This window comes from Nonomuraea sp. NPDC001831, from assembly GCF_042892035.1.
In the GTDB taxonomy this organism is placed as follows: domain Bacteria; phylum Actinomycetota; class Actinomycetes; order Streptosporangiales; family Streptosporangiaceae; genus Nonomuraea.
In genome coordinates this window covers 1,063,282-1,088,260 of sequence record NZ_JBIATU010000002.1, presented here as the reverse complement: position 1 = coordinate 1,088,260, position 24,979 = coordinate 1,063,282, and the positions used below count along the sequence as shown (strand labels likewise).

Sequence of the window (24,979 nt, the reverse complement as noted above, 5' to 3'; positions counted from 1 at the left end):
GGAACCGGGCGTACGGGTAGGTACTGACGCAGACGACGCAAGGGGAGATGATGACGGCGGGTAGGAGCGTGGCCCGGCTCGGGCCCACCGAGCGCGCGGCGGCGCTGGCGGAGATGTCCGCCCAGGAGTTCGACGTGGTCGTGGTCGGCGGCGGCGTCGTGGGGGCGGGCACCGCGCTCGACGCCGCGACCCGGGGCCTCGACGTGGCCCTGCTGGAGGCCCGCGACTTCGCCTCCGGCACCTCGTCGCGCTCGTCCAAGCTCATCCACGGTGGCCTGCGCTATCTGGAGCAGCTCAACTTCGACCTGGTGCGCGAGGCGCTGCAGGAGCGGGCGCTGCTGCTCCAGCGCCTGGCGCCGCACCTCGTCCGGCCGGTGCCGTTCCTGTTCCCGATGACCCACTTCGGCTGGGAACGCGGCTACGTGGGCGCCGGCGTGGCGCTCTACGACACGCTCGGCTTCGCCTCCGGGCTCACCCGCGGGGTGCCGGGCCATCGGCACCTGTCCAGGTCACGGGCGTTGCGGCTGGCCCCCGCGCTGAAGAAGAGCGCGCTCACCGGCGCCGTCCAGTACTGGGACGCCCAGGTCGACGACGCCCGTTACGTGATGACCATGCTGCGCACCGCCGCCACGTACGGCGCCCGGGTCGCGCCGCGCGCCCAGGTGGTCGGGTTCCTGCGGGAGGGCGAGCGGGTCACCGGCGTGCGGGCGCGCGACCTGGAGACCGGCGCCGAGTTCGACGTACGCGCCCAGCAGGTCGTCAACGCCACGGGTGTGTGGACCGACGACATCCAGGAGTTGGTCGGCGGGCGCGGCCAGATCCACGTACGGGCCTCCAAGGGCATCCACCTGCTGGTGCCGCGCGACCGCATCCACTCCCGCACCGGCATCATCCTGCGCACGGAGAAGTCGGTGCTGTTCGTGATCCCGTGGGGCCGCCACTGGATCATCGGCACCACCGACACCGAGTGGACGCTCGACAAGGGCCATCCGGCGGCCTCCCGGGCCGACATCGACTACCTGCTCGACCACGTCAACGCCGTGTTGTCGGTGCCGCTGACCCGCGACGACGTCGAGGGCGTCTACGCCGGGCTGCGTCCGCTGCTGTCGGGGGAGTCCGACGAGACGTCGAAGTTGTCGCGCGAGCACGTCGTGGCGCATCCGGTGCCGGGGCTGGTGATGATCGCCGGCGGGAAGTACACGACGTACCGGGTGATGGCCCGCGACGCGGTGGACGCGGTGGCGCACGGGCTCGACCAGCGGGTGCCGCGCTCGTGCACCGACCGCATCCCGCTGGCCGGGGCCGAGGGCTACCAGGCGCTGTGGAACTCCCGCTACCGCCTCGCCCACACCTCGGGCCTGCACGTCGCCCGCATCGAGCACCTGCTCCAGCGCTACGGCTCGCTCATCGACGAGGTGCTGCAGCTGATCGAGGACGATCCGTCGCTGGGCCGCCCGCTGGCCGGGGCCGACGACTACCTGCGGGCCGAGATCGTCTACGCCGCCACCCACGAGGGCGCCAGGCACCTCAACGACGTGCTGACCAGGCGCACGCACATCTCCATCGAGACCTTCCACCGCGGCCTGGCCGTGGCGCAGGAGGCCGCCGAGCTGCTGGCCGGGCCGCTCGGCTGGGACGCCGAACAGGTGAAACGCGAGGTGGAGTACTACACCAAGCGCGTCGAGGCCGAACGGCGCTCCCAGGAGCAGGACTCCGACCAGGAGGCCGACGCCATCCGGCTGGGCGCCCCCGAGATCGTGCCCGTGGTCGCGCCCGAGCGCGGGTGACCGGCCCGCCGGACCGGCCACCCGCCCCGACGGGGGTCAGCGCAGCGGGATCCACGCCTGACGGGCCAGCGTCGTGGCGTCGTTGACCTGGAGGCCGTCCCAGGACAGCGTCCAGAGGGCGTCGCCGATGACGATCGAGCGCTGGATGCCGGGCTGGTAGGCGTAGTCCTTGTCCTGGTGCGTGGGGTGCTTGATCATGCCGAGCTTCTTGACGGCCGAGTCGTCGATCTTCAGCACGAGCGCGCCCGACTCCTTGGGGGTCATCAGCGGCAGCACCGACAGGCCGGTCTTCGGCCAGTACAGGAACGCGTGCGGGTCCCACTCGGCCTCGGAGCCCGACTCCTTCTGGAAGAGCTGCGACAGCCTGCGCGGGGCGGCCGGGTCGCCGACGTCGAACAGCGAGACCTGCGTGCCGAGCGTCCTGCCCTTGTCGCTGGCCTCCTGGCCGATGCCGATCAGCCGGCCGTCCGCGCCGGGGTGCAGGTAGGCCGAGTAGCCGGTGATCTTCAGCTCGCCGGTCACCTTGGGGGCGGCCGGGTCGCGCAGGTCGAGCGTGTAGAGCGGGTCCACCTGCTTGAACGTCACGACGTAGCCCACCGGGCCGATGAACCGGACCGAGTAGATGCGCTCGCCCTTGCCGAGGCCGCCGACCTCGCCGGCCTTGGCCATGGTGGCGGCGTCGAGCACGTACACGCTGCTGGCGCTGTTCCTGCCGTCGGGGGAGGTGAGGGTGGTGGCGACGCGGAGGTGGCCCTCGTACTCCGACAGCGAGTACTGGTTGAGCAGGCGGCCGGGGACCTTGCCGGAGGCCACGTACGAGGGGGCGCCGGCGGCGCTGATGTCGAACCGGTGGACCTCGGTCTCCTCGGGCGGCGCCGTGGGGGTGGGGTCGGGCACGGGCTCGGAGGTGGCGGGCGTGGCCGGGGCGCTGCTCGTCACAGCGGGGTCGCCGGTCACCGTGGGGTCGCTCGTCACCGTGGGGTCGCTCGTCACGGGCGGGTCGCTCGGGGTGGGCTCGACGGCCGGGGCGGCGCCGTCGGTGGCCGTCGGCACGGGCTCGACCGGCATCGGCTCGGTGACCACCGGGAACCACCAGCGGGGGTTGCTGGCGACGTACAGGCTCGTGCCGCTGCCGTAGACGGTGTCGCCGTCGGCGGCCAGGCTGATGGGCTCGGTGCCGGTCGCGGCGACGTCCTGGGTCAGGTCGATGCTGTGGACGGTGAGCAGCGAGGTGCCGGTGTAGTCGGCGGGGTGGCTGACCCGCTCGCACTTGACCGTGTCCTTCTTGACCGCGCCGGACCCGCCGGTGATCTCGACCGTGGGCAGCCAGGCGGACAGCGGCGCCCGCCGCACGACGTCCTGGTTGGCCTTCTTGCGGTCGGCCTCGGAGGCGTCCGGGTTCTTGGGCTCGGGGAAGGTGATGTCGGGCTGGCTGCGGGTGACGAGCCGGACCGTGGAGCCGATCATCCTGGCGTCCACGTACGAGCCCTGCGCCCGGATCGTGCTGAGCACCTTCGGCTGCCCGGCCAGGTCGACCACGACGTAACGGGTCTCGCCGGGCGGCGCGAAGGACTTCACCATGATGTCGCCGCCGCGGAACAGCACCAGCGCGCGGTCGCCGGACAGCAGCAGGTCGGCGGGGGTGAAGGTCGGCTCGTCCTTCTTGGTGAGCTTGAGCGACGCCGTGACCTTCCTGGTCGCGGTGTCGATGACCCGCAGGGTGCCGTCCACGACCGTGACGATCCGGTTGCCGTCGGTCTTGACCAGGTCCGGCTCGTCCACGCCCGCCTCGTGCACGTTCGTGGTGGAGTGCTCCGGGGTGTTGGAGGTGGTCTTCGCCCGCGCGGTGGCGGCGGTGTCCTCCATGTACATGATCTGCGGGCCGCCGAACCCCCACGGGCCGACGTTCTCCGCGGCGTGCTCCCGCAGGCCCGACAGCATGTCGTCGCAACTGTCGTAGGCGACCAGGCGGACGGCGTCGAGCGTGACCTTCGGCACGGGCGCCTGGCCCGTGGCCGCCGAGGTGCAGGCCGTAGCGGCCATGGCGAGGGCCGCGGCGGTCACGGCCGTACGGAACAGCGTCTTCATGACCTCCATGACGGCTGCGCGGGCCGGATGGTTCAGGAGCCCTTGGCCGGGTTGGCGGTGAAGACCGGGCTGAAGTCGACGTCGCCGGGCACGTCGAGGATCTTGCGCAGCAGGGTGCCCTTGAGGTCGACGACCTGGATCTCGTCCTTGGTGTTGTTGTCCTGCTCCCAGCAGTAGAGGTGGGTGTCGTCGTACCAGCCGAGCACCTTGTCGCAGTCGGAGGTGAACTTGTGCGTGCGGTCGCCCGACTTGACGTCCCACACGCAGGTGTCGCCGTCGCTGCCGTTGGGGCAGTCGGACAGGAACGACTCGCCCGAGGGGGAGAAGACGTCCTGGGTGCCGGCGGGCAGCGTGCCGATCGAGCGCAGGTCGCGGGTGGCCTTGCCGTCGGCGTCGAAGAAGCGCAGGCTGCGGTTCTTCTCCGGGCCGAAGACGTTGATCACGCCGGTGCCCTCGCCGTCCCAGCCGAAGGCGGTCTTGCGGACGGCGGAGTCGTCCACCATGACGGTCTTCGCCTTCATCGTGGCGACGTCCACGATGACGAAGCCGGGGTAGGTCCAGGTGTCGCCGCTCTTCCGCTCGATGTTGAGCAGGATCTTGGAGCCGTCCTCGGACCAGCTGCGGATGCTGGCGATCAGCGGGCCGCGGACGGTCTTGATCGTGGTGCGCCCGCCCGTCTGGCGGTCGCTGACGATGATGTAGTCGTAGTTGTCGTCGGTGTACTTGCGGCCGCGGGTGGCCAGGTAGCGGCCGCCGGGGGAGACGTTCGACTCCCAGTTGCCGGCGTACTTGCGGAACGGCCCGCGCAGCGAGTCCCTGGCGTGGTCGATCCAGTCGTCCTTCTTCTTGTCGTAGATCTCGTAGGAGGTCAGGACGATGGCGTCGGAGGTGTTCTCGTACAGGTCGATCGCGGCGCCGGGCAGCGTCTTGCGCGGCCCCTCCTCGGGGACGGCGACCGGCGCGACCGACGCCGTCACCGACGGCGTGGCGGGCGGCACGCTGCGCCCGGACGGCCGGCCGGACGCCGACGTCGTGACGCCGCCGTCGGCGGCCAGGGTCGTCCTGTTGTTGGCGATGAGCACGGCGAGCCCGGCCAGCACGAGTAACGCGACGCCCAGCGTGGCCCCGATGACCAGCGGCGCCCTGCTCTTCCCGGCCGGCCGCCGGGGGTGCACGCCCGGGTGGGTGGGCTGCGCGTACGGGCCGGGCGGGTGCCACTGCTGCTGCGGGTACGGCTGCGGGCCTCCCGGCACCGGCCCCGTCATCGGCCCGTGCGGAGGCCCTTGCGGCGGTCCCTGGGGAGGCCCCTGTGGAGGTCCCTGCGGTGGTCCCTGCGGCGGCGCGTGGGGCGCTCCCTGGGGCGGTCCCTGCGGGTGCTGCTGCGGCGGCGCCGCCATCGGCCCCGCCGCCGGCCCCGCTGCCGGCCCCGCCGCCGGCCCCGCTGCCGGCCCCGCTGCCGGCCCCGCTGCCGGCCCGGTCATGGCCGGCCCGGCCGGGATGGCCTCGGCGGCGGCCGCGGCGAGGATGGGCGAGTTCGCCGGCATTGGGTGCTGGAGCAGGCGCATGATCACCTGCTCGGCCGTCGGCCGCTGCGCCGGGTCCTTGGCCAGGCACGCGGCCACGACGTCACGCAGCGCGCCGTCGAGCACGCCGAGGTCGGGCTGCTGGTTGAGGACCCGGTTGATCACCGCCGGCATGGTGTCGCTGCCGAACGGCGCCCGCCCCGACGCCGCGTAGACCATCGCGCTGGCCCACGAGAACATGTCGGCCGCCGGCCCGGCGGTGTGGCCCATGATCTGCTCGGGCGGCATGTACGACGGCGTGCCCACGACCATGCTGCTGATCGTCGAGGTCGCGTTGAGCGCCCGCGCGATGCCGAAGTCGATCACCCGCGGGCCGTCCGCGCCCAGGATGACGTTGGCGGGCTTGAAGTCGCGGTGGACGATGCCGGCCTGGTGGATGGCGGCCAGCGCGGTCGCGGTGCCGATGGCCAGCCGGTGCAGCGTGGACCCGGTGCGCGGCCCCTCCTCCTGCACCACCCGCTGCAGCGAGGGCCCCTCGATGAACTCGCTGACGATGTAGGGCCGGTCCTGCTCGACGCCGGTGCCGAGGACGGCCGCGGTGCAGAACGGCGCCACCTGCTGGGCCACCTGGACCTCGCGCAGGAACCGCTCGACGCTCACGTCGTCGCCGGACAGGTCGGGGCGCAGCCACTTGACGGCGACGTGCGCGCCGGAATGATCTTTCGCGAGGTAGACGACGCCCTGGCCGCCCTCGCCAAGCCGGCCGAGGAGATCCATGCCGGCCAGACTCGCCGGATCTCCCGGGCGTAGCGGAGCGAACGATGGCATAAGAGGATTCTGACCCCACCCCGCGAATCCGCAAAAACTACCCGCCGGTAGCCAAGCGGAATATCCTTCGGGCATGCACGTCACGTCCAGCGGCAAGACCCGGGAGATCACCGCCCCCTTCACCGGCGAGCCGCTCGCCGAGCTGCCCATTTCCACGGCCGACGACGTACGCCTGGCCTACGAGCGAGCCAGGGCCGCCCAGGCCGAGTGGGCGGCCAGGCCCGCCGCGGCGCGGGCCAGACCGTTCCTGCTGCTGCACGACGCCATCCTCGACCGCAGGGACGAGATCCTCGACATCGTCCAGAACGAGACCGGCAAGGCCCGCAAGCACGCCTTCGAGGAGGTGCTCGACGTCGCCGGGTGCAGCCTCTACTACGCCCGGCGGGCGTCCGGACTGCTCGCGCCGCGCACGCGCAAGGGCATCTTCCCCGGCGCCACCCGGGTGACCGAGCTGCGCCAGCCCAAGGGCGTGGTCGCGCTGATCTCCCCGTGGAACTACCCGCTCTCGCTCGGCGTCACCGACGCCGTGCCCGCGCTGCTGGCCGGCAACGCGCTGGTGCACAAGCCGGACACCCAGACGGCCATGTCCACGTTGTGGACCATCGACCTGCTGGCCGAGCTGGGCATGCCGCGCGAGATCTGGCAGGTCGTGCTGGGCGAGCCCGCCGAGATCGGCGACGCGCTGCTCGACGACGCCGACTACGTCGCGTTCACGGGGTCGACCAGGGGCGGCAGGAAGATCGCCGAGGAGGCGGCCAAGCGGCTCATCGGCTGCTCGCTGGAGCTCGGCGGCAAGAACCCGATGGTGGTGCTCGAAGACGCCGACGTGCCGCTCGCCGTCCAGGGGGCGATCCGGGCCTGCTTCACCAACGCCGGCCAGCTCTGCCTGTCCATCGAGCGGCTGTACGTGCACACGTCCGTGTTCGACGACTTCGCCGCGCGCCTGGTCAGGCAGGTCGGCAACCTCAAGCTCGGCGCGGGCCACGACTGGTCGGTCCAGATGGGCTCGCTCACCTCGCAACGCCAGCTCGACGCGGTCAGTGCCCACGTGGACGACGCCGTGGCCAAGGGCGCCACCGTGCTGACCGGCGGCCGGGCCAGGCCCGACCTCGGCCCGCTGTTCTACGAGCCGACCGTGCTCACCGGCGTGCGCGACGACATGGACCTGTGCCGCAACGAGACGTTCGGGCCGGTGGTCGCCCTCTACCCCTTCGACTCGGAGGAGGAGGCGATCGAGCTGGCCAACGACACCATCTACGGCCTGAACGCCTCCATCTGGACCACCGACCCGGCCCGCGGCCGCGCCCTGGCCGCCCGCGTCAAGGCCGGCACGGTCAACATCAACGAGGGGTACGGCTCGGCCTACGCCTCCTACGACGCGCCCATGGGCGGCATGAAGGCCTCGGGGCTCGGCCGTCGGCACGGCGCGGAGGGCCTGCTGCGCTACACCGAGTCCAAGACCGTGGCCTCGCAGGCGTCCTGGCTGGGCTTCGAGCCGCCCTTCGACCTGACGTACGAGACGTGGGCCGACGTCCTGGCCGGCACCCTCAAGGCGATGCGGAAGCTGCGGATCAAGTGACGTTCGACGTTCTGGTCATCGGGTCGGGGTTCGGCGGCAGCGTCTCGGCGCTGCGGCTGAGCGAGAAGGGGTACAAGGTCGGCGTGCTGGAGGCGGGCCGCCGGTTCGACGACTCCGCGCTGCCGGCCACCTCGTGGAAGCTGCGCGACTTCCTGTGGGCGCCCTGGCTGGGCATGAAGGGCATCCAGCGCATCCACGTGCTGCGCGGAGAGCGCGGCACTGGCGTGATGGTGCTGGCCGGAGCCGGGGTGGGCGGCGGGTCGCTGGTCTACGCCAACACCCTCTACGAGCCGCTCGACCCGTTCTTCCGCGACCCGCAGTGGGCCGGCATCACCGACTGGAAGGCGGAGCTGGCCCCCCACTACGACCAGGCCCGACGCATGCTCGGCGCGGTCACGAACCCCACCGTCACCCGCGCCGACGACGTCATGCGCCGGGTCGCCGAGAAGATGGGCGTGGGCGACACCTTCCACCTGGCCCCGGTCGGCGTCTACTTCGGCGAGGACGGCGTCGACCCGTACTTCGGCGGCGCGGGGCCGCGGCGGCGCGGCTGCATCGAGTGCGGGCAGTGCATGACCGGCTGCCGCCACGGCGCCAAGAACACGCTGGTCAAGAACTACCTCCACCTGGCCGAGCGGGCGGGCGCCCGGGTCTACGCCGAGTGCACGGTCACCTCGGTGCGCCCGCTGCCCTCCGGCGGCTACCGGGTCGTCGCCCGCCGGACGGGGTCGGCGCTGCGCCGCCGTTCGTTCACCGCCAAGCAGGTGATCTTCGCGGCCGGCACGTACGGCACCCAGCGCCTGCTGCACAAGCTGCGCGCCACCGGCGACCTGCCCCGCCTGTCGCCCAGGCTCGGCACGCTGACCAGGACCAACTCCGAGGCCCTGCTCGGCTTCGAGCGCACGTCGGCGGGCGGCGAGAAGCTCAACAAGGGCGTGGCCATCACCTCCTCCATCCACCCCGACGCCGAGACCCACATCGAGCCGGTGCGTTACGGCGACGGCTCCAACGCCATGGGCCTGCTGCGCACCCTGCTCGTGGACGGCGGCCAGCCGCGGTGGCCGGCGCTGTTCCGGGAGATCGCCGCGCGGCCCCTGGAGGCGCTGCGGCTGCTCGACCTGCGCCGCTGGTCGGAACGGACCGTCATCGCGCTGGTCATGCAGGCCAAGGACAACTCGATCACCATCCGGCGCACCCGCTGGGGCCTGCGGTCGGCCCGCGGCCACGGCGAGCCCAACCCGACCTGGATCCCGGCCGGGCACGAGGCCGTCCGGCACGCGGCGGCCGAGATCGGCGGGGTGCCCGGCGGCACCTGGCTCGACCTGTTCGACATCCCGACGACGGCCCACTTCCTCGGCGGCTGCGTGATCGGCGACTCGCCCGAGACCGGCGTGATCGACGCCTACCACCGCGTCTACGGCCACGAGGGGCTGCACGTCGTGGACGGCTCGGCGGTGTCGGCCAACCTCGGGGTGAACCCGTCGCTCACCATCACCGCGCAGGCCGAGCGGGCCATGTCCCTGTGGCCCAACGCCGGCGACCCCGATCCCAGGCCCGCCACGGGCTCGCCGTACGTCCGGCTGCCTCCGGTGACGCCCCGCCGGCCCGCCGTGCCGGAGCGGGCTCCGGGGGCACTCCGTCTGTATACACTGTAAACATGAGCGAGCGAGGGACGGCGGCCCGCATCGAGGCCGTGGCCCGGCAGATCCTGCTGGAGGAGGGCGCCGACGCCGTCAGCATGCGGCGGGTCGGCGAGGCCGTGGGCGTCACCGCCATGGCCATCTACCGGCACTTCCCCAACAGGGAGGCCCTGCTGCGCGCCGTCGCCGACGCCGCCGCCCGCGAGCTGGCCGAGGCGTGGACCCGCAGGCCCGGCACGGGCGACGTGGAGGAGCGCATGATGGCGGCGCTCGACGACTTCCTCGACTTCGCGCTCGGCAGCCCCCACCTGTACAACTTCCTGACCTCCGACGCCTGGGCGCGGGCCCGCCGTTTCCCCGACGACTTCCGCGACGGGGAGGGCCCGCCGTTCAGCGTGGTGGTGGCGCTGGCCGAGGAGGGCATGCGCGCGGGCGTGCTGCGCGAGGACGACCCGCTGGAGACCGCGCTCGCGGTCACGGCGAGCACCCAGGGCCTGGTCCAGCAGTACCTGAGCGGCCGGATGAGCATGGCCGAGCCCGACTTCCGCGCCCTGTGCCACCGCACGGTGACCCGGGTGCTCAACGGCGTACGGAATAAACCTTATGTCCCTCCGTGTCCTTGACGGACATGAAGATTCGTTACGCCGGTGGTCCGACCGCCGTCATCGAGCTGGGCGGCGTCCGGCTACTGGTCGATCCCACCTTCGACGCGCCGGGCGATCACCCGGTCGGCGCCAGGGTGCTCAAGAAGACGGCCGGCCCCGCCTTCGGCCCTGACGAGGTGGGCCCGGTGGACGCCGTGCTGCTGTCGCACGACCAGCATCCCGACAACCTCGACGACGCCGGCCGCGCGTTCCTCGCCACGGCCCCGCTGGCGCTGTCCACCGCCTCGGCGGCCGAGCGCGTCGGCGAGCCGGTGCGCGCCCTGCCCAACTGGAGCGAGACCGAGGTCGGCCCGCTGCGGGTGACCGGCGTGCCCGCCCAGCACGGCCCCGACGGGACCGAGCACCTGACGGGCGAGGTCACCGGGTTCGTGCTCAGCGGCGAGGGCCTGCCCACCGTCTACGTGAGCGGCGACAACGCCTCGCTCGACGTCGTACGGGCCGTGGCCGCCAGGTTCCCGCGGATCGACGTGGCGCTGCTGTTCGCGGGCGGCGCGCGCACCCCTCTTGTGGACGGCTTCCTGACGCTGACCAGCGAGGACGTCGTCACCGCCGCCGACATCCTGGGCGCGCGGCACGTCGTCCCGCTGCACTTCGAGCAGTGGGCGCACTTCACGCAGGGCAGGGACACGCTGGAGAAGGCGTTCGCGGGGCTCGGGGAGCGGTTCGTGCTGCTCGCCCCTGGCGAACAGGTGGAGCTTTCCTGAGTCCGTCCTGACAGGGTGGTCCGGTGAGCTGGAGCACGCGCGCGCTCGACGCGCTGGCCGCCGGGCCGCCGACCGGGCTGATCGACTTCCCCGTCCGGGCCCCCGGCGTGCGCCTGCTGCTGAAGGACGAGTCCGGCCACCCCACGGGCAGCCTGCGGCACCGGCACGCCAGGGCGCTGTTCCGGCGGGCCTTGCTCGACGGCTCGATCACCGAGGGCACCACCGTGGTCGAGGCCGCCGGCGGCAACGCGGCGGTCGCGCAGGCGTGGTTCGCCCGGCGGCTCGGCCTGCCCTACGTCGTGATCATGCCGGGCGCGCCCGACCCGGCGCGGGCCCGCCCGGTCGAGGCGCTGGGCGGCGAGTGCAGGTTCGTGACGCCGCCCCTGGCCATCTACGACGCGGCCCAGGAGGCGGCCAGGGCGGTCGGGGGCCACTACCTCGACCAGTTCGGCCGGGCCACGCCGCACGACCTGGCCGAAGAGCTGTTCGCCCAGGTCCGTCCCGACTGGGTGGTGACCGGCGCCGCCACCGGCGCCACCTCGGCCACGCTCGGCGCCGCGGCCGGGGAGCACGGCTGCCGGGTGGCGGTCGCCGATCCCGACAACTCCGCCTACTTCCCGGGCTGGACCCTCGACGTGCCCGACTACGCCACCGGCATGCCCTCGCGGATCGAGGGCATCGGCCGTCCGCGCGTGGAGCCGGGGTTCCGGCCGGAGCTGGTCGATCTGGTGGTGCCGGTGCCCGACGCGGCGGGCGTGGCGGCGGCCAGGCACCTCAGGGAGGTCACCGGGCTGCCGGTGGGCGGCTCGTCCGGCACCGCGCTGTGGGCCGCGCTCGAACTGGCCGGGCGCATGCGGGCCAGGGGCGAGCGCGGCACGATCGTCTCGCTGCTGGGCGACGCGGCCGAGCGGCACCTGGCGACGTACCACGACGACGCCTGGGCCGCCGGCAAGGGCCTCGACGTCGCCGGCCGCCTCACCGAGCTGCGGCAGCGGGTCTGATCCAGCCCTCCAGCCCCGCCAGGAAGTCCTCGAACAGGTGGCGGTGGATCGTGTGCTCGGCCCCCGTGACCACGCGCACCTCGAATCCCTTGCCCCGCAACTCCTCCTGGAACGCCGGCGGCACCAGGAAACTCGGGTCGGCCACCTGCACCAGCGACGGCACGACGGGAGCGGGCGTGAAGTCCATGCCCGACGCCTCGACGAGCGACAGCGCCGACCCGCGGTCCCAGCGCGCGAGCATCTCGACCTCGACCGCCACCTCCTCGGCCGAGAAGCCGGGGTGCAGGGCGGCGATCAGCTCGCCGGTCTCGTCGGTGAAGCCGGCCATCGACTCCAGGGCGCCGCTCTCCACCGTCGGCAGACGGAAGGCCGGATCGGAGTAGATCGCCCGTCCGGGCATGAGCCGTTCGACGGCGAGGCCGAGCGTGAGGCCGCCCAGGGAGTGCCCGATGGCCAGCTCGGGGCGCGCGGGCACCGACTCCGCCAGCGACGAGGCGAACAGCTCGGGCGGGTAGGCGTCGGCGCGAGGGCTCTCGCCGTGGCCGGGGAGATCGACGGCGATGACCCGGTAGCCGCGCGCGGCCAGCTCGGGGCCCACCCGCCACCAGCATCGCGAGTCGGCCATGATGCCGTGGACGAGGACGGCCACGCGGCCGCCCGAACCCCATTCACGAGTGTGCAGCTTCATGCGGCAGCCTCTCCTGATTATACGTATAAGCAGTTGATACCATCCACCCCGTGAACACGACAAGGGGGGACCGCCCGCCGACCAGCGTCGACGTGGCCAGGGCCGCGGGAGTCTCACAGGCCACGGTCTCCTACGTGCTCACCGACAACCCCCACGCCCGGGTGAGCGAGGAGACCCGCAGGCGGGTCCGCGACGCCGCCGCCCGGCTCGGCTACGTCCCCGACGCCGCCGCCCGTGCGCTGCGTACGGGCCGCAGCGACATCGTGCTCATGCCGCTGTCGCGGGCCAGGACGGGCCGGCTGGCGCAGCAGGTGTCCGAAGAGCTGGAGGAGGAGCTCAGGGCCCGCGGCTACACCCTCGTCCAGTACGGCGAGCGCACCCTCAGGGGCGTGGCGGCGGCCAGGAGCTGGCTCGCCCTGCGGCCCTCGGCCGTCCTCGTCGAGGCCGCGCGGCTGACCAGGCCCGCCGTGGACCTGCTGCACGCCTCGGGCGTCCGGGCCGTCGTCGGCCTGTCCGACCAGCCCTCGCCGCTGGTGCCGGCCATGGTGTTCGACCACCGGGCCCTCGGCGCCGTGGCCGCCCGCCACCTGGTCGCACGGGGGAGCAGGCGGCTGGCGGCCGTCGTGCCCCGGGAGGAGGGCATCGACGCCATGGGGCGGGCCCGGCTGGCGGGGGTGCGGGAGGTCGTCCCCGGGGCCGCGCGCATCGACCTGGCCTTCTCCGAGGAGGAGGCGGGCCGGATCGTCCGCGCGGGCGACCTGCCCGACGGCGTCTTCGCCTACAACGACGAGTACGCGATGCTGCTGATCAGCGCGTTGCAGGACGCCGGTCTGCGGGTCCCCGGCGACGTCGCCGTGGTCGGCGCCGACGACCTGCCGATCTGCACGCTCATGCGGCCCCGGCTGACCACCGTGCACTTCGACGCCACCGCGAGCCCGGCCGATCTGGCGGGCGAGATCGACGGGATGGTCCGCGGCGTGCGGCCGTCCGCGGCGGGCGAGGTCGTCGCCCGGTTCGAGCCCCGGCTGGTGGTCCGGGCCAGCGCCTGAGGCCGTCGTCGGGCGCGTAACGAGTTGGACGCGCGTCTTGTCAGCCCTTCCCGTGCGACCTACAGTCCAGAGCAATCGTCGGTGATACGTATCATCACTGCTCGGAAAGGTCCCCCCATGGCTGAAGTCCTGAGCGGCGCGCACCGGGACACCCGGCGCCTAGGGCCGCTCTACCTGACGCTTCCGCTGGCCAACGTCGCCGTCATGTTCCTGTGGCTGAGTGTGGGCGCGTTCGTCCTGCCCGTTCACGTGCAGCGCATCACCGGCGTCAACGACGTGGCCGCGCTCGGCCTGGCCAACTCGATCGGCCCGCTCATGGCCACCCTCGCCAACCCGGTCTTCGGCCAGATCTCCGACCGGACCAGATCGCGCTTCGGCCGCCGTTCGCCGTGGATACTCGGCTGCGTGCTGCTCGGCGTGCTCGCCCTGTTCGCGCAGGCCAACGCGGGCAGCGTGCTCATGCTCGGCGTCAGCTGGGCGGCCGTGCAGACCATCATGAACGGCTACCAGGCCGCCATGACCGCGATCCTGCCCGACCGGGTCCCGCCGAGCCGGTACGGCACCTACTCCGGCCTGTTCGGGCTCGGCACGCCGCTGGCCACGATCGCGGCCGCGATCATGTTCATCGTGTTCCCGCAGCTGGCCGCCGGCGGGGCGTACTACGTGACGATGGCGCTGCTGCTGGTCGCGGCGGTGCTGGTCGTCGTCGCCACGCCGGACACGTCCTCGGCGGGGACGGCGCGCGAGCCGTTCGCGCTGGGCGCGTTCCTGGCCGGCTTCCTGCGGCCGCTGAAGACGCCGGACTTCGCCTGGGCCTTCGTGTCGCGTTTCGGCGTCATGCTCGGATATTTCGTCATCTTTACCTTCAACCTCTTCCTTCTTGAGGACTTCATCAAGATCCCCAGGGGCGAGGTGGTCGCCACGATGGGCCTGCTGATGCTCATCGGCCAGGCCGCCACACTGCTCGCGGTGCTCGTGATCGGCCCGATCTCCGACCGCCTCGGCCGCTTCCGGCTGTTCGCACTCGTCGCCGGGCTGTCCTCGGCGGTGTTCCTGGGCATCCCGCTGGCGATGCCGACGTTCGGGGGCATGATCGTCTACAACGTCGCGCACGGCATCGCGTTCGGCGTCTACCTGGCCGTGGACATGGCCCTGGTGACGAAGGTGCTGCCGGACCCCGCCGACGCGGGCAAGGACATGGGCGTCATCAACATCGCCAACGCCGGGCCGCAGATCCTGGCGCCCGCCCTCGCCGCCGTCGTGGTGGGGACGGGCGGCTACCCGGCGCTGTTCGTCGTGGGCATCGTGATCTCGCTGGTCGGCTCCGTCGGGGTCCTCAGGATCAGGGGTGTGCGCTAGCGTCGGCGGCATGACGGAACTTGACCCCAGATTGCGTGCGATCACCGATTTGATGGTGTCCGAGGCGCGCGAAGGGGGCGGCAGGCACGAGTACGACGGCCAGATCCAGGACCTGTCGCCCGAGGGCGTACGGGACGGCCTGACGCGCCTCGGCAAGGGCGACGCGCCGGCCGACCCGCACGACGCCGAGCACCTGGAGATCTTCGAGGAGGCCATGCGCACCCAGTTCGGCGAGCTGGAGCTGCACCGCAAGAACCCCCTGATCCACCTGTCCAACCTCGACCTGGCCTGCTACGACCGCGACTACGGCCCCGAGGCCGAGCGCGCCGCCGCCAGGGCGGCCCACCTCGCGCAGTGGCCCGCCGCCGTGGACGCCGCGATCGCTTCGCTGGACCAGGTCGCGGCCCCGGTCGCCGCGTCCCTGCTGGGCGCGGTCAAGGGCCTGGCCGCGGGCATCACCGACGAGGCCGCGATCGAGGCCCACGGCAGGCTCGTGGCGCACGTGGCGCGCGCCGCCGCCGAGGGCGACCCCGACGCCGCGCTCGGCGGCGCTGCCCTGGTCAAGCTCATGAGCAGCGCCGAGGGCCTGCCGGTCGACCTGGGCAGGCTGGCCGAGCGCGCCGACGCCGAACGCGACCGGCTCATGGGCCTGCTGGCCGAGTCCTGCGCCAGGCTCGGACGTACCGAGCGGCCCCTCGACGTCGTGCGCGAGCTGGTCAAGGACCACCCCGACGCCGACGGCGTGATCGAGGCGGCCAGGATCGGCACCGAACGGGCCATCGCCTTCACCCGCGAGAAGGACCTGGTGCCCTACCACGACGGCGAGTGCCTGGTCGGGCTGGCGCCGGAGTCGCGCCGCTGGGCGATGGCCATGATGGCGTGGAACTCGCCGGGCGAGCCCGAGGGGCCGTCCTGGTACCACATCACGCCGCCGGACGCGTCCTGGAGCGAGCAGGACCAGGAGGAGTGGCTGGAGGTCTTCAGCGCCACCACGCTGCCCGCGATCAACGTGCACGAGGTGGCCCCCGGCCACTTCTCGCACAGCCGCGCGCTCCGCCGGGCCCCCTCCGACGTGCGGCGGCTGCTGCAGTCGATGGCCTTCGTCGAGGGCTGGGCCCACTACGCCGAGGAGCTGTGCGTCGAGGAGGGCTACGCGCCCGACGACCCGCGCTTCGAGATCGGCGTCTGGGTGGAGGCGCTGATCCGGGTCACCCGGCTGGCCTGCGCGATCGGCGTGCACACCGGCCAGATGACGGTCGAGGAGGGCGCGCGGCGCTTCGAGTCCGACACCCACCTGGCCGGTCCGGCCGCGCTGTCGGAGGCCCGCCGCGCCTCCTTCGACCCGACGTACGGCCGCTACACCTGGGGCAAGCTGCTCATCCTCGACCTGCGCGAGCAGGCGCGCACGCAGTGGGGATCGGGCTTCACGCTCCAGCGCTTCCACAAGGCGCTGTTCGACCTCGGCTCGCCGCCCCTGGGCCTGATCGGCGCGATCCTGTAGCGTCGGGGTAGCCGAGCGAGCGCTAGGGAGGTTCAGGCGGTGCGTGAACTGTCCGGCAGGGTCGCGGTGGTGACGGGCGCGGCCAGCGGCATCGGCAGGGCCCTGGCCGTCCGGTTCGCCGCCGAGGGCATGGCGTTGATGCTGGCCGACGTCGATCCCGGCGGGCTGGCCGAGACGGCCGCGCTCGCGCGGAAGGCGTCCGCCGGGCCGGGTGAGGTGCTCACGCAGGTCACCGACGTCTCGGACGCGGCGGCCGTGCAGCACCTGGCCGACCGGAGCTTCGGCGAGCTGGGCGCCGTGCACGTGCTGTGCAACAACGCCGGCGTCCATCAGGGCGGCCGCCTGTGGACCAGGACCGCCGAGGACTTCGCCTGGCTGCTCGGCGTGAACGTGTGGGGCGTGCTGCACGGCGTGCGCGCGTTCGTGCCGCGCATGATGGCACAGGACACCGAGGGGCACGTCGTCAACACCGTGTCCGTGGCCGGGTTGCTCGCCGCGCCCGGCGCGGGCGGTTACGCGCTCACCAAGTACGCCGCGCTGGCCGCCTCGCAGTCGCTGGCCCAGGACCTCGCCGCCGTGGGCTCCAAGCTGCGCGTGACCGCGCTGTGCCCCGGCGCGGTCAGGACGCGGATCGACGACTCGGCCCGGTCCCGCCCGGCCGGCCTGGTCACCACCCCGACGGACGACGAACAAGCCGCCCGCGAGGCCGTCGGGGCGGCCATGGCGCGCGGCGTCGAGCCCGCCGAGATCGCCGCCCTGGTCGTGCGGGCCATCCACGAGGAACGGTTCCTCGTGCTGACCCACCCCGAGTTCGCCGACCGGCTGCGCAGGCAGACCGAGCTGCTGCTGGCCGGCGAACTGCCCGGCGCTACCAGCGGCGCTCGTGGGCCAGCACGCTCACCACGCTCCCGCGCCGCGGATTGACCAGCAGCCGGACGAAGTCGCCCGGCAGCACGTCCTGGTAGACGCGCTCCTTGGCCCGGTACGCCGGCGCCCGCTCCGACGTGCCGTCGTGCACCGCCAGGTAACAGGTGCGCGAGGAGGTCAGGTCCTCGCCGTGCTCGGTCACGATCCAGCGCTTGACCACCCGCCCCTCGACCTCCTGCCGTTTGGGCGCGCCGCCGTCGCGCGCGGCGGGCTCGACCAGGACGCCGCGCCACCCGTCGCCGGTGAAGATCCACTCCTGCCGCGGGTCCACCGGAGCCGGCTCGGGCCCGGCCACCTCGCGGCCGAGCGGCGTCAGCACGAACCCGCGCCCGCCCAGCAGCAGCGCGGCCCCGGCCACGAACGCCCCCGCCGTGGCGATCCAGCCGGGCCACGACACGCCCGCCTGCGAGATGGTGACGTACCAGGGCACGGCCAGCCCGGCGGCCAGCAGCAGCGGCACGAGCATGCTCTGCCAGCGCCGCCGCGCCAGCCCCAGGTCGATGGCGCTCTGCCGGACCAGGGGCACGAACTCGGCGTCGAGGTCGCCGCTGTCCGGCATCAGGGCGACGACCGGCGCCTGCGGCGCTCCGCCCATCCGCGCCGCCACCCGGTCGAGCACCCATCGCTCGTACGGCCACACCTGCCCCTCGCCCGTCGCGGAGAGCGTGAGCCGGTCGTCCCGGATCGTCAGGAACCCGCGTCTGGCCAGCTCGAAGACCGTGGCGTGGAAGACCTCGCCGGCCCGCAGCCCGCGTAAAAGCTCGACCACGGCGGGTGGCGCCGGGGGAGCAGGGGCCGCCGGGGGCGCGGCGGCCCGGCGCGTCGTCAACCCGAACGCGGCGGCCAGCGCGGCGAACCACAGGGCCCACGCCGAGGCCGGCCAGACAAGATCCACCGTTCTGTGTTAGCACGAGTGACGGTGTGAGGCCAGGCGTAATACCCGAGGCCGATACAATGAAGGCACCGCATTTCGCCTTTGGGGGGTTCTCACGGTGTCTGAATTCGACACAGTGCTGGTGGTCGACTTCGGCGCACAGTACGCGCAGCTCATCGCCAGGCGGGTGCGCGAGTGCCACGTCTACTCCGAGATCGTGCCGTCGTCGATGTCCGTCGAGGAGATGATGGCCAAGAAGCCGAAGGCGATCATCCTGTCCGGCGGTCCGTCGTCGGTCTACGCCGAGGGCGCGCCGCCCGTGCCGCACGGCCTGTTCTCGACCGGCGTGCCCACGTTCGGCATCTGTTACGGCTTCCAGGCCATGGCCCAGGCGCTGGGCGGCGAGGTCGCCCGCACGGGCGTCGCCGAATACGGCGGCACCGCGCTGGAGGTGCTGAACGAGGGCGTCATCTTCCAGGGGCTGCCCGCCGCGCAGACCGTCTGGATGTCCCACGGCGACAGCGTGGCCGCGGCCCCCGAGGGCTTCGCGGTCACCGCCTCCACGAGCGAGACGCCGGTCGCCGCCTTCGAGCACCCCGAGCGCGGCCTGTACGGCGTGCAGTTCCACCCCGAGGTGCTCCACTCCGAGCACGGTCAGGCCGTGCTCAAGCACTTCCTCGACGCGGCCGGCTGCCGTCCGTCGTGGACCATGCTCAACATCGTCGAGGACTCCGTCGAGGCCGTGCGCCGGCAGGTCGGCGACGGCCGGGCCATCTGCGCGCTGTCGGGCGGCGTCGACTCCGCGGTGGCCGCGGCGATCGTCCAGCGGGCCATCGGCGACCGGCTGACCTGCGTCTTCGTCGACCACGGGCTACTGCGCAAGGGCGAGGCCGAGCAGGTCGAGCGCGACTTCGTGGCCGTCACTGGCGTCAAGCTGCGCGTCGTCGACGCCGCCGACCGCTTCCTGAAGGCGCTGGAGGGCGTCACCGACCCGGAGGAGAAGCGGAAGATCATCGGCCGCGAGTTCATCCGCGTCTTCGAGGACGAGCAGCGCGCCATCATGGCCGACGGCCCGGTCGACTTCCTGGTCCAGGGCACCCTCTACCCCGACGTCGTCGAGTCCGGCGGCGGCACGGGCACCGCCAACATCAAGTCCCACCACAACGTCGGCGGCCTGCCGGAAGACCTCCAGTTCAAGCTGGTCGAGCCGCTGCGCGCGCTGTTCAAGGACGAGGTCCGCCGGGCCGGCGAAGAGCTCGGCCTGCCGCCCGCCATGGTCTGGCGGCAGCCGTTCCCGGGCCCCGGGCTCGGCATCCGCATCGTCGGCGAGGTCACCCGCGACCGCCTGGCGCTGCTGCGCGAGGCCGACGCCATCGCCCGCGAAGAGCTCTCCCGCGCCGGCCTCGACCGGCAGATCTGGCAGTGCCCGGTGGTGCTGCTGGCCGACGTGCGCTCGGTGGGCGTGCAGGGCGACGGCCGCACCTACGGCCACCCGGTCGTGCTCCGGCCGGTGACGTCCGAGGACGCGATGACGGCCGACTGGGCCCGGGTGCCCTACGACGTCCTGTCGCGCATCTCCACGCGCATCACCAACGAGGTGCGCGAGGTCAACCGGGTGGTGGTCGACGTCACGAGCAAGCCCCCGGGCACCATCGAGTGGGAATAGCGCCGTGTGCGAACGGCCCGGACCGGTTGACGGTTCCGGGCCGTTCGCATGTCCGGCCATGAGCGGTTAAGGCAGGTCAGGGCGTTGGTTATGGTGGAAGGAGGTCGATTCGCCAGACCCCCTCGACCCCGGCCCGTTACGATTGCTCAGCTCGTGGACGCATACCGCAAAGTTTCTTGGGAAAAGTGTGTGAGTTTGGGCCACTTCTTGGCCGTAGTGGGCAGTGGGGCACCTGAGGCGTCGATTCGTTAGAGCTCGGTGCCGGTGACGAAGGGTGCAATTGCCAACATGGCCCATGCGAGTGAGGATGTCCGGCAGCCGTTGGTGTTGCTCGTGGAGGACGATCCGCAGGATGCGCTGATCGTCCAGGAGCTGCTGGAGGACAGCGGCCTTGCCGTCCGGCTGGAGTGGGCGCGTTCGGTGGACGAGGCCCGCAGGGCGCTGGCCCGCCTGCGTCCCCAGTGCGTGCTGCTCGACCTCGGCCTGCCCGACGCCTACGAGTTCTCCGCGCTGTCGTCGGTGCTGGAGGAGGCCGGGGACGCCGCGGTCGTCGTGCTGACCGGCCTGGCCGAGGAGAGCGCGGGCCTCGCCGCGGTGACCGCCGGAGCCCAGGACTACCTGGTCAAAGGCCGGGTCGAGGCCGAATGGCTGGGCCGCACGCTGCGCTACGCCATGCAGCGCAAGCAGGCCGAGCAGGCGGCCGTGGCGCTGCACACCGCACGCATGCGCGCCAAGGAGAACGCCCGCCTGGAGCGCGGCCTGCTGCCGACGCCGCTGCTGCAGGAGATGCCCCTGGAGGTCGCCTCCCGCTACCGGGCCAGCCGCGGCTCGGCCACGCTCGGCGGCGACTTCTTCGACGTCGTCGAGACCGACGACAAGGTCGTGCACGCGGTGATCGGCGACGTCTGCGGCCACGGGCCCGACGAGGCGGCGCTCGGCGTCTGCCTGCGCATCGCCTGGCGGGCGCTGGTGCTCAACGGCATGACCGGCGTCCCGCTGCTGCGCCAGCTCGAACGCATCCTGCGGGCCGAGCGGGCCGGCTCGGAGGTCTTCGTCACGATGTCCACGGTCGTCCTGGAGCCCGACCGGCACACGATGCGCGTCTGGCGCGCCGGGCATCCCGGCCTGCTGGTGCACACGGCCGACTCGGTGGTCCTCGCCGACCCGCGGCAGGGGCCCGCGCTCGGCCTGCCCATCGAGGCCGACTGGGAGGAGGACCTGCTGGAGCTGCCCGAGGGCGGCGGCGTGACGCTCTACACCGACGGCCTCTTCGAGCGCCGGCTGCCGGGCGACCCGCCGCGGTGGCTGGGCGAGGAGGGCCTGCTGGAGCTGTCCTCCCGCTGGACGGGCCTGGGCAGCGAGGAACTGCTCGACGCGATCCTCGCCGACGTCGAGGCGGCCGCCGTCCACGACGCGGCGGCCGACGACGTCGCCGTCGTGCACCTGCGCTGGAAAGACGAATCGTGAGCGAACAGGCGTCCGTGCTGGAGAGGCAGTCCGTGCAGAAGGTTTCCCGTACGCGTGGCGGCGAGCAGGGCTGGCGGCGGCTGACCGTCCACGGCTGGTTCGTGCTGATGATCGCGGCCGTGTCGGTCCTGGTGGTCACCTGCGTCGTGGTCGCCACCGTGATGCTCGACCGCACCGCGCGGCTGTCCGACCAGGTCATCCTGCGCATCTCGCCGGCCAGGATCGAGGCCGCCCAGTTGCGCAGCACGCTGATCGACCAGGAGACCGGCGTGCGCGGTTTCCTGCTGACCGGCAACGAGGACTTCCTCCAGCCGTACACGGCGGGCGTGGCGGCCGAGCTGCGCAGCCGCGAACGCATCGCCACGCTCATCGGCGACCGTCCGGAGCTGGTGGGCGAGCTGAACGCGGTCAGGGACGCGGCGGCCACCTGGCGGCGCGACTACGCCGAGCCGCTCACCGCCGACAAGCGGGCCGACGGGGTCGTCTCCGCCGCCCGCATCGAGAGCGGCAAACACGCCTTCGATGAGATCAGGGCGCTGCTCGACCGGCAGGACGACCGGCTGGCCGACGCCCGGCAGCACGCCCAGGACGAGCTGCGACAGGTCGAGCAGGTGCGCAACATCGCCTTCCTCGTCATGCTGATCCTGTTCCTGATGGCCGGCGTCGCGATGGCGGTGCTGCTGCGGCGGGCGGTCGGGCGGCCGCTCGACGAGCTGCGCGAGGCCGCCCGCGACATCGCCGCCGGCGACTTCGACCGGGCCATCCCCGCCAGCGGGCCGGCCGACATCCGCGAGGTCGCCCGGGACGTGGAGTCGATGCGTACGAAAATCGTCTTCGCTCTTGAGGAGTTCCGCAAGCAGCACGTCGTGCTGCGCGAGCAGGCGGCCGGCCTCGACGCCCAGGCCGAGGAGCTGCGGCGGTCGAACGCCGAGCTGGAGCAGTTCGCCTACGTCGCCTCGCACGACCTCCAGGAGCCGCTGCGCAAGATCGCCACGTTCTGCCAGCTCCTCCAGAAGCGCTACGGCGACGTGCTCGACGAGCGCGGCGTCCAGTACATCCACTTCGCCGTGGACGGCGCCACCCGCATGCAGGTCCTGATCAACGACCTGCTCACCTTCTCCCGCGTCGGCCGCCTGTACGACGACCGCAAGCCGGTCGACCTGGCGGAGTCGCTCGACAAGGCGCTGGTGGACCTGTCGGCGGTGATCGAGGAGACCGGCGCCGAGATCGAGCGGCCCGACCCGCTGCCCAACGTGATCGGCGACCCCACCATGCTCGGCATGCTCTGGCAGAACCTCGTCGGCAACGCGCTGAAGTTCCGCGCCCCCGACCGCGCCCCCCGCATCCGGATCACCTGCGAGCAGCGGGAGCAGGAGTGGCTGTTCTCGGTCACCGACAACGGCATCGGCGTGGAGGCCGAGTTCGCCGATAAGATCTTCATCATCTTCCAGCGCCTGCACAGCCGGGAGGCCTACAGCGGCACCGGCATCGGCCTGGCGATGTGCAAGAAGATCGTGGAGAACCACGGCGGTACGATCTGGCTCGACACCGGCCACACCGAGGGAGCCCGGATCAGCTTCACCCTGCCCGCCGTCACCGACGAAGGAGCAACCGCATGACCGTCCAGCCCATCGAAGTGCTCCTGGTCGAGGACGATCCCGGTGACGAGCTCATCACCCGCGAGGCGTTCGAGGACAACAAGATCCGCAACAACCTCCACGTCGTGCGCGACGGCCTGGAGGCGCTCGACTTCATCTACCAGCGCGGGGCGCACGTGGGCGCGCCGCGGCCCGACCTCGTCCTGCTCGACCTCAACCTGCCCAAGTACGACGGGCGGCAGGTGCTGGAGAAGATCAAGGGCGATCCGGAGCTGCGGGCGATCCCGGTCGTCGTCCTGACCACCTCCTCGGCCGAGGAGGACATCCTGCGCAGCTACAAGCTGTTCGCCAACGCGTACGTGACCAAGCCGGTCGACCTTGAGCAGTTCATGGCCGTCATCCGGCAGATCGACGAGTTCTTCGTCACCGTGGTGCGGCTGCCGGGCCGTACCCGGCTGCCCGACGGCCAGGGCCTGGCCTAGTCAGCCTGGTCGTCCGTCCCGGTCGCCTGGCCTGGTCGTTCGGCCTGGTCGTCCGGCCCGGTCCCGGCGGCAGGCGGGGTCTCGGCGGCGGGCGGGGCCGGCCGGCGCAGTGCGCGCCGCGCCGACCGGGCCGCGGCGAGCAGCAGCCGTCCGGCGCTCGCCAGGAGCAGCGGCACCAGCAGCAGCCCGACGAAGATCGGCGCGGCCATGTACCGGAAGTCCTGGGCCGAGATGTTGGCCAGCACGGCGAGCTGCTGCCCGGCCACGACCGCCGCCACCCCGACCACGTAGCGGTTGCGCAGGGCCAGCGCCCCCAGCGCCACCGCCGCGTACGACAGGTAGGCCCACGAGGCCCCCCGCCACAACACCCAGTCCCACTGCGGGAGCAGCGCCCCCGTCAGCCAGGGCTCGGCCACCTGGTTCAGCTCGGCCGACAACGGGCGGAGCGAGAACACCCCCCGCCCGGCGAAGTCCGGCACCTTGCCGGGCCCCACGTAGGTGTCGGCGGTGGGCCGCCGCGAGAACCGGTAGGTCGTCCCGCCCACCACGTAAGGGTCCTGGACCGGGCTCCACGCGATCGCACCCCGGCACAGGCGGGTGCGGGCGATCATCCCGGGATCGTCGGCCAGCAGCCGTTCCCACAGGCCGAGCAGCTCGCCCGCGTGCGCGTCGGCGGCCGGCCAGCTGAAGTCGCGGCGCCAGATCAGCAGGTTGACCGTGGCGCAGGTGCCGCCCTCCCACCACCTGCTGAGCGGCGCGACCGAGGCCATCAGCGCCTTGTCCCGCTCGGTGAACAGCTCAGGACGCTCCCTGAACGCCACCGCCACGTCGGCGAAGGCCGTGTGGTAGACGTACGTGCTGGACGGCGGCGTGATGCCGAACCGCGGGAACAGCAGGTTCGTGAGCAGCAGCGGCACGGCGGCCGCCACCGTGCCGACGAGCGCGAGCCGTACCCGCCGCGTGGCGACGACCACCAGCAGGACGACGACGGCGATGCCCACCACCAGGAAGCCGTTCGCGCGGAACAGCCCGAGCAGCGTCATGAGCACGCCGAGCCCGGCCAGGGAGACCCGCCGGCGCGCGGCCATGCGCGCGCAGACCCCCGCGATCATGATCGCGCAGATCGTGAACGGCACGTCCTTCCACAACGTGACCGTGAACGCCCCCACGGTCGGCGTCAGGGGAGCCAGCACCGCCACCAGCGTCGTGGCCCACCGCGGCGCCCCCAGCGCCCCGAGCGACCGCGCCAGGTACGTCAGCGCCCCGGCCATCGCCGTTGTCTGCGCGAACGTGACCGCCCCGAGGTCACCCGTCCTGGTGAAGCTCAGCCACAACAACGCGTCGTAGGCCACCGAATGATCGCTCACCCAGGGCCCGACGATCGTGTGGCTGAGATAGAGCACCGAGTCGCGGCTGAACAGCCCGGGGTAGAAGGCCGCCCACCAGCAGGCGAGCACCGCCTGAATGATCAGGAAGGTGACGAGGGCGGCCCACGGCCTGGGACGTGCGGCGGCGGGGCTGACACTCTCCATGGTTCCGGCACTCAGGAGGGG

General features: G+C 72.5%; 19 protein-coding genes. 14 read left to right on the top strand and 5 right to left on the bottom strand.

Annotation, left to right across the window (positions count from 1 at the left end):
* Positions 1–50 precede the first annotated feature (50 nt).
* Positions 51–1,787 carry a glycerol-3-phosphate dehydrogenase/oxidase gene (locus tag ACFYYW_RS10555; protein WP_364415242.1) on the top strand — a complete coding sequence of 579 codons (1,737 nt, stop codon included), beginning with the start codon at positions 51–53 and terminating at the stop codon, positions 1,785–1,787.
* A gap of 36 nt (positions 1,788–1,823) precedes the next feature.
* Here ACFYYW_RS10555 and ACFYYW_RS10550 read toward each other — a convergent pair whose 3' ends face one another.
* Positions 1,824–3,875, bottom strand: a complete 2,052-nt coding sequence (locus tag ACFYYW_RS10550; protein ID WP_387647194.1) for a beta-propeller domain-containing protein — start codon at positions 3,873–3,875, stop codon at positions 1,824–1,826.
* 32 nt (positions 3,876–3,907) lie between these two features.
* Complete coding sequence (locus tag ACFYYW_RS10545) at positions 3,908–6,175, bottom strand: serine/threonine protein kinase (protein WP_387647192.1); 2,268 nt, start codon at positions 6,173–6,175, stop codon at positions 3,908–3,910.
* 124 nt (positions 6,176–6,299) lie between these two features.
* On the opposite strand from ACFYYW_RS10545, the gene ACFYYW_RS10540 reads away from it, so the two are divergent.
* From ACFYYW_RS10540 to ACFYYW_RS10520, 5 genes are read left to right on the top strand one after another with little or no spacing between them, the layout of a single operon-like run.
* Entirely contained in the window at positions 6,300–7,805 is a 1,506-nt protein-coding gene (locus ACFYYW_RS10540) for a succinic semialdehyde dehydrogenase (protein WP_352318716.1), read from the top strand.
* Entirely contained in the window at positions 7,802–9,460 is a 1,659-nt protein-coding gene (locus ACFYYW_RS10535; RefSeq protein ID WP_387647189.1) for an FAD-dependent oxidoreductase, read from the top strand. The genes ACFYYW_RS10540 and ACFYYW_RS10535 overlap by 4 nt, the downstream gene beginning before the upstream one ends.
* A 2-nt stretch (positions 9,461–9,462) precedes the next feature.
* A complete protein-coding gene (locus ACFYYW_RS10530) occupies positions 9,463–10,068 on the top strand; it encodes a TetR/AcrR family transcriptional regulator (RefSeq protein ID WP_387647186.1) in 606 nt (201 codons plus the stop codon).
* A 5-nt stretch (positions 10,069–10,073) separates the two neighbouring features.
* Entirely contained in the window at positions 10,074–10,814 is a 741-nt protein-coding gene (locus ACFYYW_RS10525; protein ID WP_387647183.1) for an MBL fold metallo-hydrolase, read from the top strand.
* Between the two features lie 23 nt (positions 10,815–10,837).
* Positions 10,838–11,815, top strand: coding sequence for a PLP-dependent cysteine synthase family protein (locus ACFYYW_RS10520; RefSeq protein ID WP_387647180.1), 978 nt, complete (start codon positions 10,838–10,840; stop codon positions 11,813–11,815).
* On the opposite strand, the gene ACFYYW_RS10515 is transcribed toward ACFYYW_RS10520, so the two are convergent.
* A complete protein-coding gene (locus tag ACFYYW_RS10515) occupies positions 11,790–12,503 on the bottom strand; it encodes an alpha/beta fold hydrolase (RefSeq protein WP_387647178.1) in 714 nt (237 codons plus the stop codon). The genes ACFYYW_RS10520 and ACFYYW_RS10515 overlap by 26 nt on opposite strands.
* A gap of 50 nt (positions 12,504–12,553) precedes the next feature.
* Here ACFYYW_RS10515 and ACFYYW_RS10510 point away from each other — a divergent pair, with 50 nt between their 5' ends.
* From ACFYYW_RS10510 to ACFYYW_RS10495, 4 genes are all read left to right on the top strand, one after another.
* Positions 12,554–13,552, top strand: a complete 999-nt coding sequence (locus ACFYYW_RS10510) for a LacI family DNA-binding transcriptional regulator (protein ID WP_387647176.1) — start codon at positions 12,554–12,556, stop codon at positions 13,550–13,552.
* A gap of 117 nt (positions 13,553–13,669) precedes the next feature.
* Positions 13,670–14,911, top strand: coding sequence for an MFS transporter (locus tag ACFYYW_RS10505; protein WP_387647173.1), 1,242 nt, complete (start codon positions 13,670–13,672; stop codon positions 14,909–14,911).
* Between the two features lie 10 nt (positions 14,912–14,921).
* Positions 14,922–16,412 (top strand): DUF885 family protein, encoded by a 1,491-nt coding sequence (locus tag ACFYYW_RS10500; RefSeq protein ID WP_364415196.1) that lies wholly within the window; start codon positions 14,922–14,924, stop codon positions 16,410–16,412.
* Between the two features lie 39 nt (positions 16,413–16,451).
* A complete protein-coding gene (locus tag ACFYYW_RS10495; RefSeq protein WP_387647170.1) occupies positions 16,452–17,336 on the top strand; it encodes an SDR family NAD(P)-dependent oxidoreductase in 885 nt (294 codons plus the stop codon).
* On the opposite strand, the gene ACFYYW_RS10490 is transcribed toward ACFYYW_RS10495, so the two are convergent.
* Positions 17,281–18,234, bottom strand: coding sequence for a hypothetical protein (locus ACFYYW_RS10490; protein ID WP_352318734.1), 954 nt, complete (start codon positions 18,232–18,234; stop codon positions 17,281–17,283). The genes ACFYYW_RS10495 and ACFYYW_RS10490 overlap by 56 nt on opposite strands.
* Positions 18,235–18,331: 97 nt before the next feature.
* On the opposite strand from ACFYYW_RS10490, the gene guaA reads away from it, so the two are divergent.
* From guaA to ACFYYW_RS10470, 4 genes are all read left to right on the top strand, one after another.
* Complete coding sequence (gene guaA, locus ACFYYW_RS10485) at positions 18,332–19,879, top strand: glutamine-hydrolyzing GMP synthase (RefSeq protein WP_352318736.1); 1,548 nt, start codon at positions 18,332–18,334, stop codon at positions 19,877–19,879.
* 288 nt (positions 19,880–20,167) lie between these two features.
* Positions 20,168–21,346, top strand: a complete 1,179-nt coding sequence (locus ACFYYW_RS10480; protein WP_387647166.1) for a PP2C family protein-serine/threonine phosphatase — start codon at positions 20,168–20,170, stop codon at positions 21,344–21,346.
* The gene (locus tag ACFYYW_RS10475; protein WP_387647163.1) at positions 21,343–22,965 is read left to right on the top strand and encodes a CHASE3 domain-containing protein; all 1,623 of its coding nucleotides are present in this window, start codon (positions 21,343–21,345) and stop codon (positions 22,963–22,965) included. The genes ACFYYW_RS10480 and ACFYYW_RS10475 overlap by 4 nt, the downstream gene beginning before the upstream one ends.
* On the top strand, positions 22,962–23,426 hold the full coding sequence (locus ACFYYW_RS10470; protein ID WP_352318742.1) for a response regulator: 465 nt from the start codon (positions 22,962–22,964) through the stop codon (positions 23,424–23,426). Before ACFYYW_RS10475 ends, ACFYYW_RS10470 begins: the two co-directional genes overlap by 4 nt.
* On the opposite strand, the gene ACFYYW_RS10465 is transcribed toward ACFYYW_RS10470, so the two are convergent.
* Positions 23,423–24,958, bottom strand: a complete 1,536-nt coding sequence (locus tag ACFYYW_RS10465) for a hypothetical protein (RefSeq protein WP_387647159.1) — start codon at positions 24,956–24,958, stop codon at positions 23,423–23,425. The genes ACFYYW_RS10470 and ACFYYW_RS10465 overlap by 4 nt on opposite strands.
* Positions 24,959–24,979: the final 21 nt, after the last annotated feature.